Source organism: Achromobacter sp. SIMBA_011, assembly GCF_046535435.1.
Taxonomy (GTDB): Bacteria; Pseudomonadota; Gammaproteobacteria; order Burkholderiales; family Burkholderiaceae_B; genus Achromobacter; species Achromobacter dolens.
Genome location: NZ_JAWRWN010000301.1, coordinates 1 through 283, shown reverse-complemented (window position 1 = coordinate 283; position 283 = coordinate 1). Strand labels below are relative to the sequence as shown.

At 68.2% G+C, this 283-nt stretch carries 1 protein-coding gene; it reads left to right on the top strand.

Annotated elements, in window-relative coordinates:
* The coding region (locus SB816_RS31050; protein WP_410548122.1) for a tannase/feruloyl esterase family alpha/beta hydrolase at positions 1–283 on the top strand (283 nt) is incomplete at both ends.

Genomic DNA, 283 nt, shown 5'->3' with positions numbered 1-283 from the left:
CCTGTATGCCGACAAGGCGCTCGTGCTGCACAAGGCCGTCGTGGCCGCATGCGGCGGACAGGCAGGCGTGCCCGACGGCTTGATCGCCGATCCGCGCACCTGCAACTTCGACCCCGCGTCGATTCAATGCGCCAGCGGCGCGACCAGAACCAGCAACTGCCTGACCGCCGCCGAAGTGAGCACCGCGAGCAAGATCTACGGCGGTCCCGTCGACGCCACCACGGGCGAGCGCATGCTGGCCGGATCGCCACAACCTGGCTCGGAAGAAAACTGGGTGGGCGTC